Origin of the sequence: Streptomyces sp. CB02056, from assembly GCF_001905545.1 — a bacterium.
GTDB lineage: Bacteria > Actinomycetota > Actinomycetes > Streptomycetales > Streptomycetaceae > Kitasatospora.
Genome location: NZ_LIPD01000016.1, coordinates 14,655 through 29,957, shown reverse-complemented (window position 1 = coordinate 29,957; position 15,303 = coordinate 14,655). Strand labels below are relative to the sequence as shown.

The 15,303-nt window shown below is 75.2% G+C and carries 14 protein-coding genes; 5 read left to right on the top strand and 9 right to left on the bottom strand.

Translation table 11 applies throughout. The features are described from left to right. Window positions 1–7 precede the first annotated feature (7 nt). From AMK13_RS42480 to AMK13_RS33675, 3 genes are all read right to left on the bottom strand, one after another. Complete coding sequence (locus tag AMK13_RS42480; RefSeq protein WP_074005457.1) at window positions 8–808, bottom strand: hypothetical protein; 801 nt, start codon at window positions 806–808, stop codon at window positions 8–10. A gap of 134 nt (window positions 809–942) precedes the next feature. Next, complete coding sequence (locus AMK13_RS33680; protein ID WP_079272734.1) at window positions 943–2,001, bottom strand: fatty acid desaturase family protein; 1,059 nt, start codon at window positions 1,999–2,001, stop codon at window positions 943–945. A gap of 163 nt (window positions 2,002–2,164) precedes the next feature. Beyond that, window positions 2,165–2,770, bottom strand: coding sequence for a TetR/AcrR family transcriptional regulator (locus tag AMK13_RS33675; protein ID WP_074005456.1), 606 nt, complete (start codon window positions 2,768–2,770; stop codon window positions 2,165–2,167). 68 nt (window positions 2,771–2,838) lie between these two features. On the opposite strand from AMK13_RS33675, the gene AMK13_RS33670 reads away from it, so the two are divergent. Continuing rightward, window positions 2,839–3,711, top strand: coding sequence for an alpha/beta fold hydrolase (locus tag AMK13_RS33670; RefSeq protein ID WP_074005455.1), 873 nt, complete (start codon window positions 2,839–2,841; stop codon window positions 3,709–3,711). A gap of 8 nt (window positions 3,712–3,719) precedes the next feature. On the opposite strand, the gene AMK13_RS33665 is transcribed toward AMK13_RS33670, so the two are convergent. After that, window positions 3,720–4,340 carry a TetR/AcrR family transcriptional regulator gene (locus tag AMK13_RS33665; protein ID WP_074005454.1) on the bottom strand — a complete coding sequence of 207 codons (621 nt, stop codon included), beginning with the start codon at window positions 4,338–4,340 and terminating at the stop codon, window positions 3,720–3,722. A gap of 97 nt (window positions 4,341–4,437) precedes the next feature. Continuing rightward, a complete protein-coding gene (locus AMK13_RS33660) occupies window positions 4,438–5,211 on the bottom strand; it encodes an SDR family NAD(P)-dependent oxidoreductase (RefSeq protein WP_074005453.1) in 774 nt (257 codons plus the stop codon). A gap of 134 nt (window positions 5,212–5,345) precedes the next feature. On the opposite strand from AMK13_RS33660, the gene AMK13_RS33655 reads away from it, so the two are divergent. Continuing rightward, window positions 5,346–5,984 (top strand): NAD(P)-dependent oxidoreductase, encoded by a 639-nt coding sequence (locus tag AMK13_RS33655; protein ID WP_063780391.1) that lies wholly within the window; start codon window positions 5,346–5,348, stop codon window positions 5,982–5,984. Window positions 5,985–6,110: 126 nt separating this feature from the next. Here AMK13_RS33655 and AMK13_RS33650 read toward each other — a convergent pair whose 3' ends face one another. Further along, window positions 6,111–7,094, bottom strand: a complete 984-nt coding sequence (locus AMK13_RS33650) for a hypothetical protein (RefSeq protein ID WP_074005452.1) — start codon at window positions 7,092–7,094, stop codon at window positions 6,111–6,113. A gap of 172 nt (window positions 7,095–7,266) precedes the next feature. On the opposite strand from AMK13_RS33650, the gene AMK13_RS33645 reads away from it, so the two are divergent. Continuing rightward, a complete protein-coding gene (locus AMK13_RS33645; protein WP_074005451.1) occupies window positions 7,267–9,768 on the top strand; it encodes a helicase C-terminal domain-containing protein in 2,502 nt (833 codons plus the stop codon). Between the two features lie 21 nt (window positions 9,769–9,789). On the opposite strand, the gene AMK13_RS33640 is transcribed toward AMK13_RS33645, so the two are convergent. Beyond that, on the bottom strand, window positions 9,790–10,044 hold the full coding sequence (locus AMK13_RS33640; RefSeq protein WP_049652328.1) for a hypothetical protein: 255 nt from the start codon (window positions 10,042–10,044) through the stop codon (window positions 9,790–9,792). Between the two features lie 124 nt (window positions 10,045–10,168). On the opposite strand from AMK13_RS33640, the gene AMK13_RS33635 reads away from it, so the two are divergent. Continuing rightward, window positions 10,169–11,806: a DNA repair helicase XPB gene (locus AMK13_RS33635; RefSeq protein ID WP_049652330.1), complete on the top strand. Its 1,638-nt coding sequence runs from the start codon at window positions 10,169–10,171 to the stop codon at window positions 11,804–11,806. Window positions 11,807–11,864: 58 nt separating this feature from the next. Here AMK13_RS33635 and AMK13_RS43825 read toward each other — a convergent pair whose 3' ends face one another. After that, the gene (locus tag AMK13_RS43825; protein ID WP_158077777.1) at window positions 11,865–12,026 is read right to left on the bottom strand and encodes a hypothetical protein; all 162 of its coding nucleotides are present in this window, start codon (window positions 12,024–12,026) and stop codon (window positions 11,865–11,867) included. 338 nt (window positions 12,027–12,364) lie between these two features. Between AMK13_RS43825 and AMK13_RS33630 the strand changes: the two genes are divergently transcribed. Further along, the gene (locus AMK13_RS33630; protein WP_074005450.1) at window positions 12,365–14,482 is read left to right on the top strand and encodes a HelD family protein; all 2,118 of its coding nucleotides are present in this window, start codon (window positions 12,365–12,367) and stop codon (window positions 14,480–14,482) included. Window positions 14,483–14,547: 65 nt separating this feature from the next. Here AMK13_RS33630 and AMK13_RS33625 read toward each other — a convergent pair whose 3' ends face one another. Further along, window positions 14,548–15,234 carry a copper homeostasis protein CutC gene (locus AMK13_RS33625; protein ID WP_049652332.1) on the bottom strand — a complete coding sequence of 229 codons (687 nt, stop codon included), beginning with the start codon at window positions 15,232–15,234 and terminating at the stop codon, window positions 14,548–14,550. Window positions 15,235–15,303: the final 69 nt, after the last annotated feature.

Genomic DNA, 15,303 nt, shown 5'->3' with positions numbered 1-15,303 from the left:
CCCTGCCTCACGGCGCCTCCTGCTGCTCCGCGTACCTGGTCGTGAAGCCCAGGACCGCCACGTACCGGCCCTCGGCCGGCCCGGTGACCTCACTCGGCCGCACCGGCTGCCAGGCCAGGTACTCGGACCGCTGCCCCTCGTCGTTCCGGTAGCGCCGGCCGCCGTACTTCTCGTACCAGTAGTCCTCGCCGGAGGTCAGGAGTTCGGGGCCCGGCGGCCGGGAGACGCTCACGGCCAGCTCCGTCCGCACCGCCTCGTCCGTCGCCGGCCTGAACTCCACCGACGGGGCGATCGGCCGGGCCGCCGCCTCCGCCACCTCCTCCGGGGTCGGGTCGGCGGGCGGCTGGTGGGCGTACTCGTCGGCCGCGACCAGGCCGCTCCACCGCTGCGAGCTCCGCCAGCCCTCGGCGTCCAGGTACCGGTCCAGATCGGCCAGCCGGGAGCGGACGTCGCCGCCGTCAAAGGCCAGGTACACGTTCACGGTCCGCTCGCAGGCCACCGGCAGCCACAGCCCCCGGAGGAACAGGCCGCCGCGGTAGTCGGTGCGGCACACGTCGACCGTCGACCGCCCCAACCCCTGGGCCCACGGCAGCAGTTCGGGCAGCCGGTCGATCCGGTCGGCCATCCGCCGCTCGGCCGCCAGGCGGGCCTCCTCGGTCTCCGGCGCCCGCGCCACCCCCGGGACGTCCGGCGGGGCCGGAATGGCCGTGTCGCGGTAGAACCGCCACCCGGCCCAGCCGCCGAACACGACCGCCACTCCCAGGAGCGCGATCAGCGCCCACCTCAGCCAGAACCGAACCACACCCACCCCCGGTCTCCACCCACCCCGCTCGGGCATCGTACGGGCGCGAACGCGTCGGCGGACGGGCGATGCCACCGAAGGGCCGTCCCGGCGACGGATCCCGGCGCCAGGGCGTGACGGTCACCCGCCGGACGTGACGGTCACCCGCCGGAGCGGATCGGCTCGCCCGTCCGGTGCAGGTGGGTGAAGATCTCCCGGTAGGAGCGGAACAGGCCCGTCTCGTAGTACGCGACGCCCTTCTCGGCGCAGAACTCCCGGGTGATCCGGGCGGCCCGCCCGAGCGCCGGAGTCGGCATGCTGGGGAACAGGTGGTGCTCCACCTGGTAGTTGAGGCCGCCCATCACCGCGTCGATGAGCAGCCCGCCGCGGACGTTGCGCGAGGTGAGCACCTGGCGGCGCAGGAAGTCGAGCTTCATCTCCGGGGTCACCATCAGCATGCCCTTGTGGTTCGGGGCGAAGACGCTGCCCAGGTAGACGCCGAACAGCGCCTGGTGCACGGCGATGAAGGCGACGGCCTTGCCGGCCGGGAGCGCGGCGAACACCAGGCCGAAGTAGGCGAGGAAGTGGACCACCAGCAGCACGCCCTCCAGCACCGGGCGCTTCACCACGGGCCCGCGCAGCGCGCGGAAGCTGTTGAAGCTGAGGTTGAGGCCCTCCAGCAGGAGCAGCGGCACGAACAGGTACGCCTGCCGGCGGCCGATGAACCGGGCGACGCCGCTCGCCTTCCGGGCCTGCCGCTGGGACCACACCAGGAGTTCGGGGGCGACGTCCGGGTCCCGCTCCTCGTGGTTCGGGTTGGCGTGGTGGCGGGTGTGCTTGTTCATCCACCAGCCGTAGCTCATGCCCATCAGCAGGTTGGCGGCGATCCGGCCGCCGATCTCGCTCGGCACCCGCCGGTCGAAGACCTGACGGTGCGCCAGGTCGTGGGAGAGCAGGCCGATCTGGGCGAAGACGACGGACATCGCCGCCGCCAGGCCGAGCTGCCACCAGGTGTCGCCCAGCGCGAACAGGGCGTACCAGCCGCCGAGGAAGGCGGCGAACACCAGGGCCATGCGGGCGGCGTAGTAGCCGGGGCGCCGGTCGAGCAGGCCCTCGTCGACTATTCGGCGGGTCAGCTGGGCGAAGTCGCTGCCGCCGCTCCCGGACCGGGAGGAGGGGGCTTCGGGCGCTTCGGTCGTCATCACGGGCTGCGCGGACATACCCCGGAGTCTGTCAGTGACAGGCCCTCCAGCGGAACGGGGAAAGCACCCGCCCCGTACGGGTGTTAGCCCCCTTGCCGCGAGGGGTGCCCGCCTGCCGCGCCGATCGGCGGGCCGGACCGTCGGACCGGCGGGCCGTCGCGACGGTCGACGGCACCGGCCGTCAGCCCGCTTCCGGCCGCCCGAACAGCTCGTCCAGGTGGTACGCGAGGACCGCGAGCGCCTGCTCACCGGTGCGCTGGCCGCCCAGCACGCTGGAGCCGAGCCCGTTGACCATCGCCAGCAGCCCGGCCGCGACCGCCTCGACGTCCCGCTCCGGCCCGATCCCCCCGGCCTGCTGCGCCGCCCGGAGCTGCTTGGCGAGGAAGCCCTCCAGGACGACCGGCGGCTGCGCGGCCTGCTTCGCCAGCACCTCGGGGTCGCCGAGCACCAGCGCGTAGTACGCCGCGTACGTCCTGGTGATCCGGCGGCTCTCGGCGTCCGTCGGCAGGATGCAGGACAGGATCGCCGTCACCACCTCCCGGGGGGCGCGGGCCTGGCCGATCCACCGTTCCATCCGGGCCTGGAGCTGGGTGCCGAGCCTGGCCAGGGCGTCCAGCAGCAGTCCCTCCTTGGTCGTGAAGTAGTACTGGACGAGCCGCAGCGAGACCCCGGCCTCCGTGGCGACGGCCCGCATGCTGGCGGACTGCAGGCCCTGGGTGTCGGCGATGCGCAGCAGGGCCTCGGCGATCTGCCGGCGGCGTTCCTCGTGGTCGACCTTCGCGGTCATTCCGGCCTCCGTCTGTTCGTCCCGCTTCACTTGGTACACCCGTATCATGCATGTGATACACATGTACCATGCGAATCAGCGAGTTCAAGAACGGCAAGGCCGAAGCCCGCTTCCGCGCCGCCTACGAGCGCGCGCTGACCGAACTCCGGCCGGGGCCCTGGACACCGCTCGACGTCCCCACCGGCTACGGCACCACCCGGGTGTACCGCACCGGCCGCGCCGAGGGCCGGCCGATCGTGCTGCTGCCCGGCTCCGGCGGCAACGCGCTGATGTGGCACGCCCACCTCGACGCCCTCGCCGCACAGCACCCCGTGATCGCCGTGGACACCGTCGGCGAACCGGGCGCCAGCGTGCAGAGCGCCCCCGTCACCGACGGCCGCGACGCCGCCGCCTGGCTGGAGGAACTGCTCACCGCCCTCGACCTGCCCTCCGCCCACCTGGTCGGCTGCTCCTACGGCGGCTGGATCGCCCTCAATCACCAGATCCACCACCCCGGACGGACCGCCGCCCTCACCCTGGTCGAAACGGCGGGCCTCGCCGACCTGGACCGCCGCTTCTACACCTGGCTCGTCCTCGGCGGCCTCGCCGCGACGGCCCCGCGCCCGCTGCGCCCCCGGCTGGCCCGGCTGGTCGGCAACAGCGCCGTCCTGGAGACCGAACTGATGGCGCTGGTCCGCGCCTCGATGGGCTTCCGCCGCCGCCTGCCCCCGGCCGCCACCCTCACCGACCGGGAACTCGGCCGGCTCACCGCCCCCGCCCTCTTCCTCCTCGGCGAACGCAGCGCCCTGCACGACGCCCGGGCCGTCGCCGACCGCCTGCACCGGCTGGTGCCCACCGCCCGGGTCGAGATCGTCCCCGGCGCCGGCCATGCACTGCCCACCGACGACCCGGCGGCCGTCACCGCCGGCATCCTCGGCACGGCCGCGCGGCAGGCCGGCTGACCGGGGCCCTACGACCCCTCGGCCGGCCCGCCGAGAGCGGCGCGGACCAGGCGGGTGACCGCCGGGGTGGCCACAGCCAGGTCGGCCCCGCCGCCCACGGCTCCCGCCGCCTCCGCCTCCGCCGCCAGCGCGTCGTAGGTCTCGAAGGCGGTGAGCACGAACAGCAGGCGCCCCGCGTCCGCCGGGGCGTCGGGCAGCCGGCCGACCAGCACCGCGGCGCCCTCCCGGCGGCGGGCGTCGCGGTCGGCGATGACCCGGCCCACCTCCTCGTCGAGCGCGGCGAGGGCGCGCAAGCGGCGGGTGCAGACCCGGTCGACCGCCCAGAAGCCGCCCATCACCTCGACGAAGCGGTCCACCGCCGCCCAGGGGTCGGCCTGGGTGAAGGCCTCGGCGAGCCGGGCCATGCCGCCCTGCTCGGCGAGGGCGTCGCAGACCGCCTCCAGCAGGCCCGCCTTGGAGCCGAACTGGTAGTAGACGGTCGCCCGGGCGACGTCCGCGCGGCGGGCGACCGCGTCCAGCGAGACCCCGCCGGTCTCGGCCAGGTGCGCGCGGGCGGCCGCGACGATCCGGGCGCGGGTCTCGTCGACCTCCGCCTGCCGCTGTCCCATCCGGTAGGACCGGGGGCTCATCCCGCTCGCCTCCACTCGTTCCGTGTGAACTGGCAGTATCGCCGATCGGTTCACCCGGGCGGGGAAGGCCCGGCTCCCGGCGGAGCGGGCCCGGCGCTCAGATCATGACCCGCCCGCCGCTGACGTCCAGGGTCTGCCCGGTGATCCAGGAGGACGCGTCGGAGGCCAGGAAGAGCGTGGCCGAGGCGACGTCCGCCGGCTCGCCGAGGCGGCCCAGCGGGTGCACGGCGGCGACCGCGGCCTGCACCTCGGGCGGCATCTGCGCGGCGGTCCGCTCGGTACGGACGGCGCCCGGTGCGATGGCGTTGACCCGCACGCCCTCACCGGCGACCTCCAGCGCGAGGTGCCGGGTGAACATCAGCACCCCTGCCTTGGCCGTGGCGTACGCCGCGGAGGCGCCGCCGGCCAGCCGGCCGGCCGTGGAGGCCATGGTGACGATCGAACCGCCGCGGCGGGCCAGCAGGCCGGGCAGGAAGGCCTGGACGGTGAGGAAGGTGGCGGTGAGGTTGCCGTCGAGCACGGCCCGCCAGTGCTCCTCGGCCTCGCGGACGGTCGGCACCGGGTAGCCTCCGCCGCCGGCGAAGGCGGCCAGGGTGTCGACGGGGCCGAGGTCCCGCTCGATCCGGGCGGCGGCGGAGCCGAGTGCCGCCGCGTCCGTGCAGTCGGCGACCAGTCCGAGCGCCCGGACCCCCTCCGCCCGCAGGCCCTCCGCCACGTCCGCCAGCGCCTGCGCGTCGCGCCCGAGGACGGCGACGGCCGCGCCCTGCCGGGCGAAGGCGCGGGCGGTCTCCGCGCCGATGCCGCGGCTGCCGCCGGCGACCACGACCACCCGGCCGTCCAGGTCGGGGTACCGATCCTGCCGAACTCCCATGTTCCATCGCTCCTTCGGGTTCGCACGCGCGGTGCGCCGTGGTTCACTTGATTTCATTCATACAGTCCGTCTGAATGAATGACAAGGCGCCATCCGAGACCGAACCATCCCGAACCATCCCGAGGAGGGAACCGATGAGGATCGCAGTCGTGGGTGCCACCGGACGCACCGGCCGTCTGGTGGTCGACCTCGCACTGGCCGCCGGACACACCGTCACCGCCGTCGCCCGCGACCCCGCCCGGCTACCGGAGTACGCGCACGGCACCCCGCTCACCGCCCGGGCCGACGTCGGCCGGCCGGGCTCCCTGCGGGGGCCGCTGAGCGACCAGGACGCCGTCGTCGCCACCCTCGGCACCACCGGCCGCCGGACCGCCACCACCGTCTTCTCCGACGGCGCCCGGGAGTTGACCGCGGCACTGCGGGACGGCGGCGCCCGGCACCTGGTCACGATGAGCTCGGCGGGGCTGGACACCAGCCGGCTCCCGCGCGCCCAACGGGTGGTGGCCAGGCTGGTGGTCGACCGGCTGTACCGGGAGGTCCACCACGACCTGGCCCGGATGGAGGCGGTGCTCGCCGGCTCCGACACCGCCTGGACGGTCGTCCGCGTGCCGATGCTCAAGGACGGCCCGCCGTCCCCGGGCCCGCAGGTCTCGTACGACCGACCGCTCCCCCGGGCCGGCACCGCCACCCGCGCCACCGTCGCCCACTGGATCGTCGACCACCTCGGCGACCCGACGACCTTCCGCCGACTCGTCCACCTCGCCGACGACTGACGCCCCGCCCGCGCCCCGGCGCCACCGTCACACAACGGCGGCACCCACGCCGTCGTGGACGGCTCCGGCTGCTTCGTCCGCAAGTAGCCCTGCCCGGCGGGGGCCGGACCGGACCGGCCCCCGCGCTCAGCCCTGCTGCTGCGGCGGGCGGCGGCGCAGGGCGAGCAGCAGCAGGACCACCGCCGACAGCACGGCGGACAGCCGCAGCACGTTCGGGGCGGACGACCAGCTGATCGCGCCCAGCGGCGAGCCCGACTGGAGGCCGCCGCCCTGTCCGCCGGCCTGCTTGGCCTGCTGCATGGAGTAGAAGGTGGACACGCTCATCGTGACCAGCGGGATGCCGAGGATCACGAACTTCCGCATCAGGTCGGAGATCTGGCGAGACAGGTAGCCGAGGCCCCAACCGGCCAGCATGGCCGGGAGGAAGCCGGAGACCGCTCCGCCGACCAGCAGCGCGCAGGAGAGCAGGATCAGCGGGGAGGGCTTGCGGGCGGGCGCCTCCTTCTCCGCCTCCTGGCCCTTCCCCTTGGCCTTCCCCTTCCCTCTCGCCTTGGGCTTGCCCCCGGCCTTCCCGGCCGGGGCCTCGGGCGGCGCGGGAGGGGCGGCGGGGGCCGGCCTGAGCCAGCCCCTGCGCGGCTTCTTCGTCAGGTCCGCGGCGGGCGCCGCCGCCTCCGCCGCCTCCGCCGCCGCCTGCTCGGCGGCCTCCTCGGCGGTGCGCTGCCCGGGGATCGGCTTCGGCGCGGGCCGCGGCCCGTCCGAGAAGTCGAAGAGCGTCATCGTCCACGGGCCGGTGCTCGACACCGTCGTCGGCGGGGGCCCGTCCGGCCGGTCCCCGGCGACGGTCTCCGGCAGGTGCAGCGGCACGGACGGGATGCCGCCCGCGCTCGGCGCCGGCGGGTCGTACACGCTGTCGGGGTCGAAGTCCGGAGCGGGAACGGGGGCGGACGGAGCCTCCGGAGCGCCGCCGGACGCGGCCTCACCCGAACCGGCGCCCGAGCCCGAACCCGAGCCCGAGCCGGCGTCCGAAGCGGCGTCCGGGCCCGCGTCCGGGCCGCCGACCGAACGCTCGCTCCACGGCCCGCTCTTGCGCCACCACTCGCCGTCCGTCATCACCGACCACCCCGCCTCGCCCGTACCCGGCCGCCCACCGAACCGCCCTCGGCGTGACGCTACCCACCCCGCCCCCGCCCGCGCGAGTCCGTCCGCCGGTACGGCGGAGCGCCGAAGGTGCGCCCGGACGACGGACACCCCGTCGTCCCCGCGCCCGACTAACCTAGGTCGAATGACCACACAGCAGGGCCCTCAACGCCGGGGCAGGTCCGCCACCGGCCCGCGCACCCTCGCCGAGGAGTTGCGCGCCCGTCCCGACGACGCGCTCGCCGCCCTGCTCCGCTCCCGCCCCGACCTGCTGAACCCCGTCCCCGGCGACCTCACCCAGCTGTCCGCCCGGCTCTCCTCCCGCGCCTCCGCGCTGCGCGCCCTGGAGCGGCTCGACCGCTTCACCCTCCAGGTCGCCGAGGCCCTGGCCACCGCCCCGGACGGCACCTCGCTGAGCACCGTCCGCACCCTGCTGACCGGCCCGGCGAAGGTCAAGCCGCACCCCGGCGCCACCCCGCTCACCCCCGCCGACCGGTCCGCCGTCGCCACCGCCCTGCCGCGCGCGCTCGCCACCCTGCGCGACCGGGCGCTGCTCTGGGGCCCGGACAACGGGCTGCGGCTGGTCCTCGCCGTCCGCGAGGCGCTCGCCCCGACCGCCGTCAACCCGGGCCGCACCGGCCTCGGCCCCACCCTCGCCGACGCCACCGTCGGCATGTCCCCGGCCCGGCTGCAGCAGCTGCTCGCCTCGGCCGGGGAGCCCGGCACCCCGGACCCGGTCAGCGCCGTCGCCTCGCTCACCGCGCTGCTCACCGACCGCGCCCGCTGCGCCGCACTGCTCGACACCGCGCCCGAGGCCGCGCTGCGGCTGCTGGAGCGGCTGGTCTGGGGCCCGCCCACCGGCACCGTCCCGGACGCCACCCGCCCGGTCACCGCCGAGGACGCGCAGAGCCCCGTCGAGTGGCTGCTCGCCCGCGGCCTGCTGCTGCCCAGCAGCCCCGGCAGCGTCGTGCTGCCCCGCGAGCTGGCCCTGCACCTGCGCGGCGGCCGCACCCACCGCACCGTCGAGCCGGTCCAGCCCGAGCCCGCGCCCGCCGCCGCCCCGCGCGACCCGCAGGCCGTGGACGCCGCCGCGGCCGGCCAGGCGCACACCGCCGTCAAGACCGTCGAGGAGCTGCTGGACGGCTGGGGCCTCACCCCGCCGCTGACCCTGCGCGCCGGCGGCCTCGGCGTCCGCGACCTCAAGCGCACCGCCCAGGCCCTGGAGAACACCGAGCAGCAGACCGCCTTCTGGCTCGAACTCGCCTACACCGCAGGCCTGCTGGCCCCCGACGGCGAGGTGGACGAACGCTGGGCCCCCACCCCGGGGTACGACACCTGGCTGCACCTGGACACCGCCGAGCGCTGGTCCGTCCTGGCCGGCGCCTGGCTCGCCGCCACCCGCGTCCCCGCCCTCACCGGCACCCCGGACGGCCGGGGCAAGCCGCGCGCCGCCCTCGGCCCCGAACTCGACCGCACCCTCGCCCCGTCCGTCCGCCGCGCCACCCTCGCCCTGCTCGCCGAACTGCCGCCCGGCACCCCGGCCACCGCCGAGGAGCTGCTCCCCGCCCTGCGCTGGCAGCGCCCGCTGCGCGGCGGCCCCGTCGGCCCGGACGGCCGCGACCTGCGCGACGAACTCACCGCCTGGACCCTCGACGAGGCCGAACTCCTCGGCATCACCGGCCGCGGCGCCCTGGCCGCCCCCGCCCGCGCCCTGCTCACCGCCGAGTCCGACCCGGCCGAGGTGCTCGCCCCGCTGCTCCCGCAGCCGCTGGACCACGTGATCCTCCAGCCGGACCTCACCGCGATCGCCCCCGGCCCACTGCTCACCCCGCTCGCCCAGGCCCTCGCCCTGTGCGCCGACATCGAGTCCAAGGGCGGCGCCACCGTCTACCGCTTCACCCCGGCCTCGGTGCGCCGCGCCCTCGACGCCGGCCGCACCGCCACCGACCTGCGGGCCTTCCTGGAGCAGCACAGCCGTACGCCCGTCCCGCAGCCGCTCGCGTACCTGGTCGACGACGTCGCCCGCCGGCACGGCGTCCTGCGGGTCGGCGCCGCCTCCTCCTACCTGCGCTGCGACGACCCGTCGCTGCTCGGCGAGGTCCTCGCCGACCGCCGCTCCGCCGACCTGCGGCTGCGGCTGCTCGCCCCCACCGTCCTCGCCTCCCAGGCCGCCCCGGACGTCCTGCTCGCCGCCCTGCGCACCATGGGCTACGCCCCGGCCGCCGAGTCCGCCGAGGGAGACGTGCTGATCACCCGCCCGGACAGCCGCCGCACCCCGCCCCGGCCGGCCCCCGTGCCCGTCCCCGACGGACCGCCCGCCCCCGACGACACCCTGCTCGCGGCCGCCATCAAGGCCATCCGGGCCGGCGACCGCGCCGCCACCGCCACCCGCCGCGACCCCGCCCCCGACCCGCGCCGGCTCCCCCGCACCGCCGCCGCCGAGACCCTGGCCGCCCTCCAGACGGCCGTCCTGCTCGGCGAGCGCATGTGGATCGGCTACCTCAACGCCGAGGGCATCGCCAGCCAGCGCATCATCGACCCGGTCAAGGTCGAAGGCGGCTTCGTCACCGCCTTCGACCACCACGCCGACGAACTCCGCACCTTCGCCCTGCACCGCATCACCGGCGTCGCGGAACTCGACGAGTGACCCCGGGGAGGCCGGGGGCCTTCAGTGCCCCTGCTGCGCCTCCTTCATCTTGTCCTGGACGGCCTTGTCCGCCAGGCTGCCGATCTGCCCCTGCCCGACCGGCATCGACCCCCCGGTGACGGTGTCCGCCAGCAGGAACCCGGGCGCCGCGAGCAGGCCGCCGGGCCCCTCGCCGATGCCCGCGAGGGCGTGGGCCGAGCCGGCCGAGGAGGCGGTGGCCGCGAAGGCCGAGCCCATCAGGGCGAGGGCGGTGAGAACACGCTTCGACTTCTTCATGACCAGCTCAACGAGCGAGTACGGACGGTGGTCACTCCGGGCGGCTCCCGCGCACCGCCCGCGATGCGCGACACTGGAGGGTCTGCGTCAATCCACCCTGTCAGCCAGTGGAGGGCTTCCCCGCGTGAACGACGGACCGCTCATCGTCCAGAGCGACAAAACTCTTCTCCTGGAGATCGACCACCCCAGGGCCTCCGACTGCCGTCGCGCCATCGCGCCGTTCGCCGAGCTGGAGCGGGCGCCCGAGCACGTGCACACGTACCGGGTGACGCCGCTCGGGCTGTGGAACGCGCGGGCGGCCGGGCACGACGCCGAGCAGGTGGTGGACGCCCTGGTGACGTACTCGCGCTACCCGGTGCCGCACGCGCTGCTGGTGGACGTGGCGGACACCATGGGCCGGTACGGGCGGCTCCAGCTGCTCAAGCACCCGACCCACGGGCTGGTGCTCACCACCACCGACCGGCCGGTGCTGGAGGAGGTGCTGCGCTCCAAGAAGGTCGTCCCGCTGGTCGGCGCCCGGGTCGACCCGGACACCGTGGTGGTGCACCCCTCCGAGCGCGGGCAGATCAAGCAGGTGCTGCTCAAACTCGGCTGGCCCGCCGAGGACTTCGCCGGGTACGTGGACGGCGAGGCGCACCCGATCGACCTGGACGAGGACGGCTGGCAGCTGCGCCCGTACCAGGCGCAGGCCGTCGAGGGCTTCTGGCACGGCGGCTCGGGCGTGGTCGTGCTGCCCTGCGGCGCCGGCAAGACGCTGGTCGGCGCGGCCGCGATGGCGCACGCCAAGTCGACCACGCTGATCCTGGTCACCAACACCGTCTCGGCCCGCCAGTGGAAGCACGAGCTGGTCAAGCGCACCTCGCTCACCGAGGACGAGATCGGCGAGTACAGCGGGACGAAGAAGGAGATCCGCCCGGTCACCATCGCCACCTACCAGGTGATGACGACCAAGCGGAAGGGCGTCTACGCCCACCTGGAGCTGTTCGACGCCCGCAACTGGGGCCTGGTGGTCTACGACGAGGTGCACCTGCTGCCCGCGCCGGTGTTCAAGTTCACCGCCGACCTCCAGGCCCGCCGCCGGCTCGGCCTGACCGCGACGCTGGTGCGCGAGGACGGCCGCGAGGGCGACGTGTTCAGCCTGATCGGCCCCAAGCGCTTCGACGCGCCGTGGAAGGAGATCGAGGCGCAGGGCTACATCGCGCCCGCCGACTGCTGCGAGGTGCGGGTCACCCTGACCGACTCCGAGCGGCTCGCCTACGCGACCGCCGAGCCGGAGGAGCGCTACCGCTACTGCGCCACCACGGCGACCAAGCGGCGGGTGGTGGAGGCGCTGGTCAGGAAGCACGAGAAGGACCAGACGCTGATCATCGGCCAGTACATCGACCAGCTGGACGAGCTCGGCGAGGCCCTGGACGCCCCGGTGATCAAGGGCGAGACCAGCAACGCCCAGCGCGAGAAGCTCTTCGAGGCCTTCCGGAACAAGGAGATCGGCGTCCTGGTGGTCTCCAAGGTCGCGAACTTCTCGATCGACCTGCCCGAGGCCACCGTGGCCATCCAGGTCTCCGGCACCTTCGGCTCCCGCCAGGAGGAGGCCCAGCGCCTCGGCCGGGTGCTGCGCCCCAAGGCGGACGGCCACTCGGCCCACTTCTACTCGGTGGTCGCCCGGGACACCGTGGACCAGGACTTCGCCGCCCACCGGCAGCGCTTCCTGGCCGAGCAGGGCTACGCGTACCGGATCATGGACGCGGACGACGTGCTGTGACGCACGGGCGGTAGGCCGTCCCGGGAACGGACACTGCCTTCAGTACCGGACGGCGCCTTCAGTACCGGACACCGTCGCGCCCGAGGAAGATCACGCGCGCGGCGGTGTCCAGGGCGATGCCGACGTTGCGGACGGCGGTGCTCAGCGGGTTGCGGTGGCGCCCGGAGACGGCGGTGGCGCCGGACGGGCCGGGTCGGGGGGTTCGGTTCGTGGTGCTCATGTCTTCAACGGTAGGCACCCGACCGGCGGTCGGCATCACTCCAAAGGCCGTATCCGCAGGTGCGCGGCTCGTCCGCCGGGTGTACGGCGGCCCCCGAGGCCGGGGTAGGGCGAACCCCGAGGCCGGTACGGCCGGAACCCCGAGACCCGCGCGGCTGGCCCCCAGGGGCGGACGGGTCTAAGATCGTCCGTCTGCCCCCCTCCCGAACCGTGGTACCTGCTGAAGTCCCGCAGGCAGCCGGGGGAGGTACCGACCGTTCGGCAACCGGTCGGCCGTACCCACCGTGAGCTCCTACGATCCGCTGCGCCCGCCACCGGGGGCAGCCGGGAAGGTTCGCTGTGCCCGCCACCTCCACCACCGACCCCCTCCAGCGCGAACGCGACCACCTGGCCGCCTCCCGGGCCGCGCTGCGCGCGATGCGCGAGGACGTCGAGTCGCTCGACATCCGCGACGTGACCGGCACCTGGGTCACCGCCCTCGTGCTCCAGAACCAGATCGAGGCCAGGATCGCCGCCCTGGCCGACCTCTCGCACACCCCGCTGTTCTTCGGCCGCCTCGACTACCTGCACGCGATCAGCGAGGAGCTGAGCGAGGGCAGCGGAGGCGAGAGCTTCTACATCGGCCGCCGGCACGTCCACGACGCCGACGGCGACCCGATGGTGATCGACTGGCGCGCGCCGGTCTCCCAGCCGTTCTACCGGGCCAGCCGCACCGACCCGATGGACGTCGACCGCCGCCGCCGCTTCGGCTACACCGGCGGCGAGCTCACCGCCTACGAGGACGAGCACCTCAGCGACCCGGCCGAGACCGATTCCGCCTCCGCCCTGCTGGCCGCCGAGATCGAGAAGCCCCGCGTCGGCCCGATGCGCGACATCGTCGCCACCATCCAGCCCGAGCAGGACGAGATCGTCCGCTCGGACATCACGGGCACCATCTGCGTCCAGGGGGCGCCCGGCACCGGGAAGACCGCCGTCGGCCTGCACCGCGTCGCGTACCTGCTGTACGCCCACCGCGAGCGCCTGGCCCGGACCGGCACCCTGGTGATCGGGCCGAACAACGCCTTCCTCTCCTACATCGAGCAGGTGCTCCCGGCCCTCGGCGAGCTGGAGGTCGCCCAGGCCACCGTGCAGCAGCTGGTCGGGCACGTCGAGGTGAGGGGCGAGGACGACCCGGAGGCGGCCCGGCTGAAGGGCGACGCCCGGATGGCCGAGGTGCTGCGCCGGGCGGTGCGGTCCGGCATCGCGCTGCCCACCGAGCCCTGCGTGGTGGTCCGCGGCTCCCGCCGCTGGCGCGTACCGGTGTACGAACTGGTCGAGATCATCGAGGAGTTGAAGGGCCGCGAGACCCGCTACGGCGCGGCCAGGGACGCCCTGCCGCAGCGCATCGCGCACGCCGTGCTGCTGAAGATGGAGCAGGGCGGCGAGGCCCCGGACGACCGGGTGCAGGACGCGGTGGCCCGCAACAGCGCCGTCAAGGCGGTGGTCAAGGAGTGCTGGCCGGCCGTCGACCCGGCGAAGCTGGTCCTGCGGCTGCTCTCCGAGCCGGAGTTCCTGGCCGCCTGCGCCGAGGGCGTGCTGACGCCCGAGGAGCAGCGGGCGGTGCTGTGGCCCAAGCCCGGCCGCTCGGTGAAGACCGCCCGCTGGACGGCGGCCGACGCCGTCCTGGTCGACGAGGCCACCGACCTGGTGCAGCGCACCCCCTCGCTCGGGCACGTGGTGCTGGACGAGGCCCAGGACCTCTCCCCGATGCAGTACCGCGCGGTCGGCCGCCGCTGCACCACCGGCTCGGCGACCGTCCTCGGCGACCTCGCCCAGGGCACCACCCCGTGGGCGACGGCGAGTTGGCCGGAGGCACTGCACCACCTGGGCAAGCCGCAGGCGCACATCGAGGAGCTGACCAAGGGCTTCCGGGTGCCGGAGGAGGTCATCGCGTACGCCTCCCGGCTGCTCCCGGCGATCGCCCCCGGCCTGGCCCCGGCCTCCTCGGTCCGTGAGGCGCCCGGTTCGCTGACGATCCGCCGGATCGCGGACGGCGCCGCGGAGGGCGACACGGACGCGGACACGGACACGGACACGGACGGCGGCACGACCGGCGACGCGACTGGCACGGAGGCGGTCCTGGCCGCCTGCCGGGAGGCGCTGGAGCACGAGGGCTCGACCGGCCTGATCGCCGCCGACGCCCGCGTCCCGCGGCTCGCCGAGGCACTGACCGCGGCCGGCCTGCCGTACCTCTCCCCCGGCGACGAGACCAGCGCGGAGGCCCGGCTCACCCTCGTCCCGGCCTCGCTGGCCAAGGGACTGGAGTACGACTACGTGGTGCTGGACGAGCCGGCCGCGGTGGTCGCCGGGGAGCCGGACGAGCGGACCGGCCTGCGGCGGCTGTACGTGGCGCTGACCCGTGCCGTCTCCGGGCTGACGGTGCTGCACCGCGAGCCGCTGCCGGAGCAGCTGCGGTAGCGCGCGGAAGGGCCGGTCCGCGGACCGGCCCTTCCGTACGAACGCCCGTACCGGCGCACCCGCGCTCAGGCGTCGATCAGCGCCCGCCACTCGGCGACCTTGGCCGCGTCCACCGGCGTCCGCCAGCCGTCGACCCGCACCGCGCCGCCGACGTGGAAGGCGTCGAAGCCCTCCGCCCGCAGCTCCTTCAGGTGCTCGGCCCGCAGGCCGCCGCCGATCAGGATCCGCTGCCGGTACCCGGGCTCGCCGGCCCGGGCCAGCTCGGCCGACAGCACCTCGCGCCCGGCGTCCACCCCGGCGGCCGCGCCGGAGGTGAGGAAGGTGTCCAGGCCGGGCAGCCCGCCGACGGCGGCCCGCAGGGCGGCCCGGTCGGCGCTGTGGTCGATCGCCCGGTGGAAGGTCCAGCGGCAGCCGGCGATCGCCTCGGCGACGGCCGTGGTGGCGGCCAGGTCGACGGCGCCGTCGGCGTCGAGGAAGCCGAGCACGAACTCCTCGGCCCCCTCGGCCCGCAGCGCGGCGGCCCGGGCGCACAGCCCGTCCACGTCGCCGGGGGCGAAGCCGTCCCGGATCCGCAGCATGACCCGCAGCGGGATGCCGACGGCGGCCCGGATCCGGCCGAAGTCCTCGACGGACGGGGTGAGCCCGTCGGCGGCCATGTCGGTGACCAGTTCGAGCCGGTCGGCGCCGCCCGACTCGGCGGCCTGGGCGTCCTGGGGCGTCAGCGCGATGACTTCGAAAATTGGTCTAGACATATTCGACAGCCTGCCACATCGGCCCGCCCCCGGAAACTCCCAGGGGGCCGTTCCGGTCACGCCGGAACG

Bases quoted from the DNA above. Each gene is read 5' to 3' on its own strand.
- AMK13_RS33680 (WP_079272734.1), bottom strand. From the start codon at position 2,001: ATGTCCGCGCAGCCCGTGATGACGACCGAAGCGCCCGAAGCCCCCTCC.
- AMK13_RS43825 (WP_158077777.1), bottom strand. From the start codon at position 12,026: ATGAGCACCACGAACCGAACCCCCCGACCCGGCCCGTCCGGCGCCACC.
- AMK13_RS33650 (WP_074005452.1), bottom strand. From the start codon at position 7,094: ATGACGGACGGCGAGTGGTGGCGCAAGAGCGGGCCGTGGAGCGAGCGT.
- AMK13_RS33660 (WP_074005453.1), bottom strand. From the start codon at position 5,211: ATGGGAGTTCGGCAGGATCGGTACCCCGACCTGGACGGCCGGGTGGTC.
- AMK13_RS33655 (WP_063780391.1), top strand. From the start codon at position 5,346: ATGAGGATCGCAGTCGTGGGTGCCACCGGACGCACCGGCCGTCTGGTG.
- AMK13_RS33665 (WP_074005454.1), bottom strand. From the start codon at position 4,340: ATGAGCCCCCGGTCCTACCGGATGGGACAGCGGCAGGCGGAGGTCGAC.
- AMK13_RS33625 (WP_049652332.1), bottom strand. From the start codon at position 15,234: ATGTCTAGACCAATTTTCGAAGTCATCGCGCTGACGCCCCAGGACGCC.
- AMK13_RS33645 (WP_074005451.1), top strand. From the start codon at position 7,267: ATGACCACACAGCAGGGCCCTCAACGCCGGGGCAGGTCCGCCACCGGC.
- AMK13_RS33670 (WP_074005455.1), top strand. From the start codon at position 2,839: ATGCGAATCAGCGAGTTCAAGAACGGCAAGGCCGAAGCCCGCTTCCGC.
- AMK13_RS33675 (WP_074005456.1), bottom strand. From the start codon at position 2,770: ATGACCGCGAAGGTCGACCACGAGGAACGCCGCCGGCAGATCGCCGAG.
- AMK13_RS33640 (WP_049652328.1), bottom strand. From the start codon at position 10,044: ATGAAGAAGTCGAAGCGTGTTCTCACCGCCCTCGCCCTGATGGGCTCG.